The organism is Nonomuraea sp. NPDC049624 (assembly GCF_040675255.1).
In the GTDB taxonomy this organism is placed as follows: Bacteria; Actinomycetota; Actinomycetes; order Streptosporangiales; family Streptosporangiaceae; genus Nonomuraea.
Genome location: NZ_JBFAOR010000003.1, coordinates 623,828 through 631,277, shown reverse-complemented (window position 1 = coordinate 631,277; position 7,450 = coordinate 623,828). Strand labels below are relative to the sequence as shown.

Here is a 7,450-nt window from a genome sequence, read left to right as displayed (position 1 = left end):
TCGGCGCGCGTGCACACGACCCGGGTCTCCGGCGCCCCCCGCGAGGGGGTCATCACGTCCGGCCCGGGGGGCCCCCGCGCCCCCGGCGGGAGGCGCGCGGGTCGGTCACCAGGCGAGGGGCCCCTCGGCGTCGAAGTAGCCGCCGGTGGGGCCGTCCGGTCCCACCTGGGCCATGCGTACGATGATCTCGGCGCCCTGCTCGACGGTCTGCAGGCCGGTGTTGCCGTTCAGGTCGGTACGGGTGAAGCCGGGTTCGACCGCGTTGATCCGCATCTGCGGGAACGCCTTCGCGTACTGGACGGTGACCATGTTGACGGCCGCCTTCGAGGCCGGGTAGGCGACGCCCGGGTACGCATGGCCGACCATGCCGGGGTCGGTCATCCGGGACAGCGAGGCGAGGCCGCTGCTCACGTTGACGACGACCGGCGCGCCGGATCGCCGCAGCAGCGGCAGGAACGCGTGGAGCACGCGAACCATGCCGATCACGTTCGTCTCGAACGTGCGCCGCATCATCTCGGCGGTCAGCTCCGCCGCCCCGGCCACCCGGCCGTCCTCCATCTCCACCTGGATGCCGGCGTTGTTGACCAGGACGTCCAGCCCTCCGTCCGCCTCGACGGCCCGCGCCGCCGCCGCCACGGACGCGTCGTCGGTGACGTCCAGCGCCACCGCCCGCGCGCCCAGCCGCTCGGCGGCCAGCCGTCCACGTCCGGCGTCCCGGCTCGCGACGTAGACGGTGTGCCCCGCGCCGACGAGCCGCCGGGCGGTCTCGAACCCGAGGCCCTTGTTGGCCCCTGTGATCAGTGTTGTCGTCATGGGCGGGACGCTAGGAATTCGAGCGCGCTCGAAGTCAATTCGTCCTGGCGTTCCCGGCATCGGCGCACCAGCGGCCCTCAACCCGCGCCGAACCCGATGACCTTCCAGGGGGCGTCGTCCGACTGCCGGCCCGTGAGGAACATGTACGGCCAGTGCCTGTCGTCGTTCGGCGGGTCCTCATCGCACCGGCGCACCTCGATGACGACGGCGACGCTTCGTACCTGCCGATAGCCGCCGGGGCCGTACTCGTCGGGTGTCGGCTCGCCGACCTCGGAGACCTGCACGTCGGCCCAGGTGTCCAGCGGGTCGTCGGGCCAGCTGTGGACGCGCCGGTAATGAGCCGGCGCCGACAGAAGACGAACCGCTTCGTCGTCACGGGCGGCGACGGCCGCCAGATAGGCGCGCACCACCACATCGGCGGCCGCGTCCGGCTTCGGCAGGGTGACCGGCGGCCCCTGTGTGACGGGCAGGTGGAACAGCCCGTACCGACGCACACCACGAGCAGGGTGACCAGCGTCGCGAGCAGCTTTCTCGTCGTCAACCCCGTCATCCTTCACGCTCGTACGGCCGAATACGGAAAGAGGGCGTCAAGGTGGCGATTCCCGGCGCCAGGGTAGCGGACGTCGGCGTTGCAGCCGTGCTCGTGCAGGGTCCTGGTCAGCCCGTCCCTGAGCAGGAGCCCCTCCCCGGCCCGCGCCGGAGCCGGGCGCGGTTGGCCCTGGCCGGACATCTCTGCCAAGATCACCGTGTTTCGCCCCGCCTTGCACCGAGGAGCCCTGTGGACAGGAGACGTTTTCTCACCCTGACCGGAGTCGCCGGACTGGCGGCCGCCGCAGTGCCCGCCACGGTGCCCGCCGGGCCCGCCTTCGCGGCGGCCTATCCGTCCGCGGACGCCGGGCTGACCGCCGAGGCGCACGCCAAGCTGGCCGAGCTGGCTCCCTACGGCGTCACGGCGCTCGCCTTCACGCCGTCCGGCGGCTGGGTCATGGTCACGCAGGACGGGCGGTACTTCGCCCGGGGCATCCCCGACGCCTGCTTCACGGAGCTGGGGGCGCTGGTCAAGGCCGGCCGGAAGGTCAACGCCGTCGCCTTCCCACCGGAGGGCGGCGACCGCTGGGTGATCACCACCGACAAGGGCGTGTCGTCCCGCGGCCTGCCCGCGGCGTGCCTCAGCCGAATCAAGGCGTACTACACCGCCGGGCAGCAGGTCGTGGACGTGGCCTTCCCGCCCGCCGGGGGCGACCGCTGGGCGGTCGTCTCGTCCGCCGCCTTCCAGGCCAACGGCGTGGACGACGAGTGCTACCAGATGATGCGCAACCTGACCCAGGGCGGCCGCCGGCTGACCCGCGTCGCCTTCCCCAAGGCCGGCGGCTGGGCCCTGGTCGCGCAGGACGAGTTCCACGCCCGCGGCATCGACGACGCCTGCTTCGCGAAGATGAAGAGCCTGGCCGGCGGCGGCTGGCAGCTGCACAACGTGGCCTTCCGGCCGGGCGGCGGCTGGGCGCTGTGTTCCCGGGGCAAGGCGCCCGCGCTGCCCGCCGACCGGGTGCGCCAGTTCGAGAACGCGGTCGGCGGCTCGACCATCTGGCAGCGGATGAGCGCGTACAAGACGCCGGGCGTGGCGGTCGCGGTGGTCGTCGGCAACAAGATCGCCTGGTCCACCGGCTACGGGCGGCTCGCCGCCGGCGGTGCCCCCGCCGCGCATCCGGAGAGCGCGTTCCAGGCCGCCTCCATCAGCAAGGCCGTGGCCGCGGTGGGCGTGCTGCGGCTGCTCCAGACGCGCAAGATCGCGCTCACCGCCGACGTGCGCCCGCATCTCGGCTGGACGCTGCCGGCCCGTCCGTGCGTGTCGCCGACGGCGGCGCCGACCGTCGAGCAGCTGCTGACGCACCGGGCCGGGGTCGTCGGGCGCGGCTCCACCTCGCCCGCCGGGGCCTGCTCCGGCTTCGACGCCGGCGGCGGCGGCTTCGCCGGGTACGGCGCCGCGGCCACGGTCCCGTCCCTGCTCCAGATCATGAACGGCGAGGGCAACTCCCCCAGGATCGAGCTGTCCACCGAGCCGGGCGCCGAGTACCACTACTCCGGCGCCGGGTACGTGCTGCTGCAGCGCATGGTGGAGGAGCTGACCGGCAGGTCGCTGGCCGACTACATGGGCCAGGAGGTGTTCGCCCCGCTGGGCATGGCGGGCAGCTCGTACGCGCTCTCCCCCGCCTTCGAGCTGGCCTCCGGCCACACCTCGACCGGGACGGTGATCCCGGGCGGCCACAACCGGTATCCCGAGTCCGCCGCCGCCGGCCTCTACACGAACGTGCTCGACCTGTGCCGCCTGGTGTCGTACCTCAACCGGGCCTGGACCGCCACCGGCGACATCGCCGGGCCGCTCACCCGCGCGTCGGTGCGCTCGCTGCTCACCGAGGGCCCGCAGCCCGGGATGGGCCGCGGCCTGTTCGTCGCCGGCTCCGGCACCCGGAACTTCTCCTACACCCACGACGGCTCCAACTACGGCTTCAGGTCGGTGTTCAAGGGCTATCCGGAGCTCGGCGCGGGCTACGCCGTGCTGGCCAACGGCAACGACACGGCGCTGGTCAACGAGGTCGCCGCGGCCGTCAGGTCGGTCTACGGCTGGGCGTAGGGCCCGGCGGGGTCAGGCCGGGCCCTTCTCCAGCTCGGCCAGGCGGCCGACCAGCTGGGCGGCGGTCGGCCGCAGGGCGGGGTCCTTGGCGAGGGCGTCGCTCAGCAGCGGGCGCAGCAACACGGGGGCCGACTCCACGTCGGCGTTGCCCTCCACGATGTTGAAGAACACCTTCTCCAGCGAGCCCTCGCCGAAGGGCTGCCGGCCGATGGCCGCGAAGAGCAGCGTGGCCCCCCAGGCGTGCACGTCGGCCGGCGGCCCCACTTTCTGCCCCGAGATGATCTCGGGAGAGAGGTAGCCGGGGGTGCCGACGAACATGCCCGTCATGGTGAGCCTGGTGGAGTCGACGGCCTGGGCGATGCCCAGGTCGATCACGACGGGGTCGCCGTCCGCCAGCAGCACGTTGCTCGGCTTCAGGTCGCGGTGGACGACCCCCGCCGCGTGCATGGCGGCCAGCGCCTTCGCCATGCCCCTCCCCACGCGGATCAGGGCGGCGACCTCCAGCGGCCCGTGGCGGCCGACCAGCTCGTTCAGGGGCACGCCGGGCACGTACCGGGTCACGATGTAGGGCGGGTCGCCGGTCACGTCCGCGTCGACGACCTCCGCCACGTGGTCGTCGCGGACCAGCCGCATCGCCTCGACCTCCCGGGCCAGGCGCCGCCGGGCGAGGGCGTCGCCGGCCACTTCGGGACGCAGCACCTTGATCGCCACCTGCCCGCCGCCCGGCTCGACGGCCAGGTGCACCACGCCGGTGCCGCCCTCGCCCAGCCTGCGAAGCAGCCGGTAGGGGCCGAGGCGTTCACCGCGCGGACCGTCGTGGAGGCCGAGACGTTCACCGCGCGGGCCGTCGTGGAGGCCGAGGCGTCCACCGCGCGGGCTGTCGGCGGGCGCGCCCGGCTGCTCGTCCTCCAGGCGCATCCAGCGCGACCGGCCGAGGGTGACGGTGGTGCCGGGCCGGATCGTCACCGGCTCGTCCGGCGGAAGGTCGTGGGCGGCGGCCTCGCCGGGGATCCGCAGCCGGGTGCCGTGGGCCGAGCCCAGGTCGATCACGTTGACGTCCCAGCCGTCGGGCTTGACCCGCAGGTGGTGGCGGGAGACCGTGCTCTCGGGGTCGGCCAGCTTGACCGGGCGGGCCCGGCCCGCGACCACCTCGGGGGCCGTCTCCGGGGAGCGGCCGAGCAGGTAGGTGGCGTCGAGCCGGAGCCTCGTCCCGTCGTCGAGGACGAGCGTCCCGAGCGGCGGCCGGCGGCCCTTGTGCGGCACCAGCGTGGGCTTGAGCGCGCGGCCGCACACCGCGCAGGCGGCCACGCGGGGATCGTTGAAGTGCCCCTTCTTGCAGTCGACGCCGTACACCTGCACGTCGTCCTGGGCGACGTCCGGCAGCGGGACGGTCCACTCCTCCGGCCGCCGGACGGGGCAGGGCGTGTCCGGCAGATGGAGCGCCCGGCCCTCGGGGGTGCCGGCCAGGGCGGCCAGCAGGTCGGCGGGGTGCTGGAAGCGGTCCTCCGGCCGGCTCGCCGTCGCCCTGGCGATGATCTCCCGCAGGTGCGGCAGGCCGGTCAGCGCCGACAGGTCGACCCGTCCGCCCAGGATCGCCGCGATGACCGCGGGGATGCTGCTCTCGCCCGGGTACGGCGACTGCCCGGTCAGCGAGAAGTACAGGAGCACGCCGAGCGAGTAGAGGTCGGACCTGACGTCCACCACCTCGTTCCGCACGGCCTCGGGCGACATGTACGCGGGCGTCCCGACGATGGCGTCGCCGGGGCTGGTGATCTCGGCCGCCCCCCTGCTCTTGGCGATGCCGAAGTCGACGATGACGGCGTCCTTCGACGGTTTCATCATGATGTTCGACGGCTTGAGGTCGATGCGAGTGACCCGGCGGCCGTCCAGGTAGGTGAGCGCCTCGGCGATCTGGACGCCCAGGCGGACCGCGTCGGCGGGGCTCAGCGGGCCCTGCTGGCGCACGATCTCACTGAGCGTGCGCCCTTCGACCAGCTCCATCACCAGGATCGGCCGGCCTTCGTCGTCGAGGGCGACGTCGTAGGTGCGGACGATCCTGGGGTGGTCGAGCTGGATGGCGATGGCGGCCTCCCTGCGCAGCCGCGCCTCCCCGTCGGGGTTGCCGGACGGGAAGCGCCGCGGCACCTTCACCGCCACGTCCCGGGCCAGCACGATGTCCCGGCCCCGGTAGACGGTGCTCTGGCCGCCCTCGCCGATGAACTCGACCAGCTCGTACCGGGCGCCGACCGTGCGCAGCACCGACTCGACCCCGGCCGGCTCCGGGCTCGCCTGCTGCGTGGGGACCACCGTGACGTCGCGGGCCGGGACGCGCAGGAACAGGTCGAGCGCGGCCCGTTCGCCCTCGTTGCCGAGGGCGATGCCGAGCAGGGTGTGCTTCAGCCCGTCGGCGAGCTTGTACGACACCAGCCGCGCGTCGGCGTCGCCGCCGTAGTTCGTCGCGTCCGGCCTGCCGGGGTCGCGGACCACGGTCAGCACGCCGTGCACCTCCAGGTGCAGCAGCAGCCGGTCGACGCCGGCCCGGCCGACGTGCAGCAGCGGGTCGAGCTCGGGCTGCTCGGCCGAGCCGACGATGTCGAGTGCGGTGAACGTGTCGCCCTGCCTGCGCAGGATCCAGTCCACGATGTAGTAGCCGGTGAGCCGCCACCGGTCCTCGTCGATCGGCACCCGGAAGAGCCGGTCCTGGCCGCTCTCCCGGAAGAAGAGCTCCAGCAGCTCCTCCAGCCGGGCGTAGAACGCGACGCGCTGCTCGTCCTGGTCGCCGATGACCAGGAACGGCCGCTCGCCCTCCCACCTGACCAGCTCGCCGAACTCCTGGAGCAGCCGGCGGGGGATGCCGCGCGCCTTGAAGCGGAGGTAGCGGGCCAGTTGCTCGAACTCGGCCGGCCGCTCGTCGAGCATCGCCTCCAGGAGGCGGCCGGGCGCCTCCCAGGAGCAGGGGACGTAACAGCGCCAGGCGAAGACGCTCTCGTAGACGCTGTTGCCGCGGCCGGTGTCCCTGACGACGTGGTCGTGCAGGTCGGGGCCGGCCACCACGAGGAAGTGCGCGCCCTGCGTGGTGAGCGTGTTCTTCAGGCTGCCCAGCAGCCGTTCGATCTCGTCGAGGCCGGAGGGGCTCGCGGTGAGCTTGTCCACCTCGTCCAGGACGATGATCAGATGGACCCGCCGCGGCCCGCGGGACCACCGGCGCCATCCGCGCCGCCGCGCCGGCTGCCGGGCCAGCAGGTTGATGATGCGCGCCAGATCGTGCTCGACGTCGGTCTCGGAGTAGGTGAGGTAGGAGGCCTCCAGCCCGAGGGCGTGGGTGCGTTTGCCGGACAGGCTGCCGCTGGGGCTCAGCCAGCCGGCCGGCCCGGTCAGCTTCTTGGCGGCCGGGCCCATGCCGACGTTGAACGTCGCCGTGCGCTCGGAGGAGTCCGACTGCGTCTGCTTGAGCCCGAACGAGGTGCGCACGTGCGCGAGCAGCAACGCGCGCCGCGCCCCCGCGTCGAGGCGTTGCAGCACCCGCCGGTCCTGCAGCGTCTCGTAGGTCCGCCTGACCACGGCGAAGAGCAGCTGGTCGGGCGTCATGGGACGGGCGACGTTCAGCGAGACGGGCACGACGAGCTCGTCTCGGGGACGTCCGGCGGCGATCTCCGCCACCGCGCGCATGACGACCGTGCTCTTGCCCACGCCGCGGAACCCGGTGATGAGGAACGTGCCTCCGCGCGACCAGCGCAGCCGCTGGTTCAGCTCGTCGACGAGCTCGGCGTTCCCCAGCAGCGGCATCGACTGCTCGTCGTGGCGCAGCGGCTCGTGGATGTAGCGGAAGGAGCCCTTGAGAGGAACCCTCAGCATTCTCACCCCTCGTTCGGCGGAGCAGATCCCCTGGGACAAACGAGGACGCCGGAGCCCCGGTTCCCCCGCGAGTACCGTACGCGCCGGTCGCGCCGTCCGCCGCCGGATGCCGCGGTATGCCGCCGCCGGATCATGGTCGCCGCCGGGCCG

The 7,450-nt window shown here is 73.3% G+C and carries 4 protein-coding genes; 1 reads left to right on the top strand and 3 read right to left on the bottom strand.

The genetic code is table 11. The features are described from left to right. Window positions 1-105: 105 nt before the first annotated feature. Both AB0J76_RS14290 and AB0J76_RS14285 read right to left on the bottom strand, forming a co-directional pair. Complete coding sequence (locus tag AB0J76_RS14290; RefSeq protein ID WP_352325830.1) at window positions 106-813, bottom strand: SDR family NAD(P)-dependent oxidoreductase; 708 nt, start codon at window positions 811-813, stop codon at window positions 106-108. A 77-nt stretch (window positions 814-890) separates the two neighbouring features. Next, on the bottom strand, window positions 891-1,370 hold the full coding sequence (locus AB0J76_RS14285) for a hypothetical protein (RefSeq protein ID WP_352325831.1): 480 nt from the start codon (window positions 1,368-1,370) through the stop codon (window positions 891-893). 221 nt (window positions 1,371-1,591) lie between these two features. On the opposite strand from AB0J76_RS14285, the gene AB0J76_RS14280 reads away from it, so the two are divergent. Continuing rightward, window positions 1,592-3,445, top strand: a complete 1,854-nt coding sequence (locus tag AB0J76_RS14280; RefSeq protein ID WP_352325832.1) for a serine hydrolase domain-containing protein — start codon at window positions 1,592-1,594, stop codon at window positions 3,443-3,445. A 12-nt stretch (window positions 3,446-3,457) separates the two neighbouring features. On the opposite strand, the gene AB0J76_RS14275 is transcribed toward AB0J76_RS14280, so the two are convergent. Then, entirely contained in the window at window positions 3,458-7,300 is a 3,843-nt protein-coding gene (locus AB0J76_RS14275; protein WP_352325834.1) for a protein kinase, read from the bottom strand. Window positions 7,301-7,450 lie beyond the last annotated feature (150 nt).

Bases quoted from the DNA above. Each gene is read 5' to 3' on its own strand.
- AB0J76_RS14290 (WP_352325830.1), bottom strand. From the start codon at position 813: ATGACGACAACACTGATCACAGGGGCCAACAAGGGCCTCGGGTTCGAG.
- AB0J76_RS14275 (WP_352325834.1), bottom strand. From the start codon at position 7,300: ATGCTGAGGGTTCCTCTCAAGGGCTCCTTCCGCTACATCCACGAGCCG.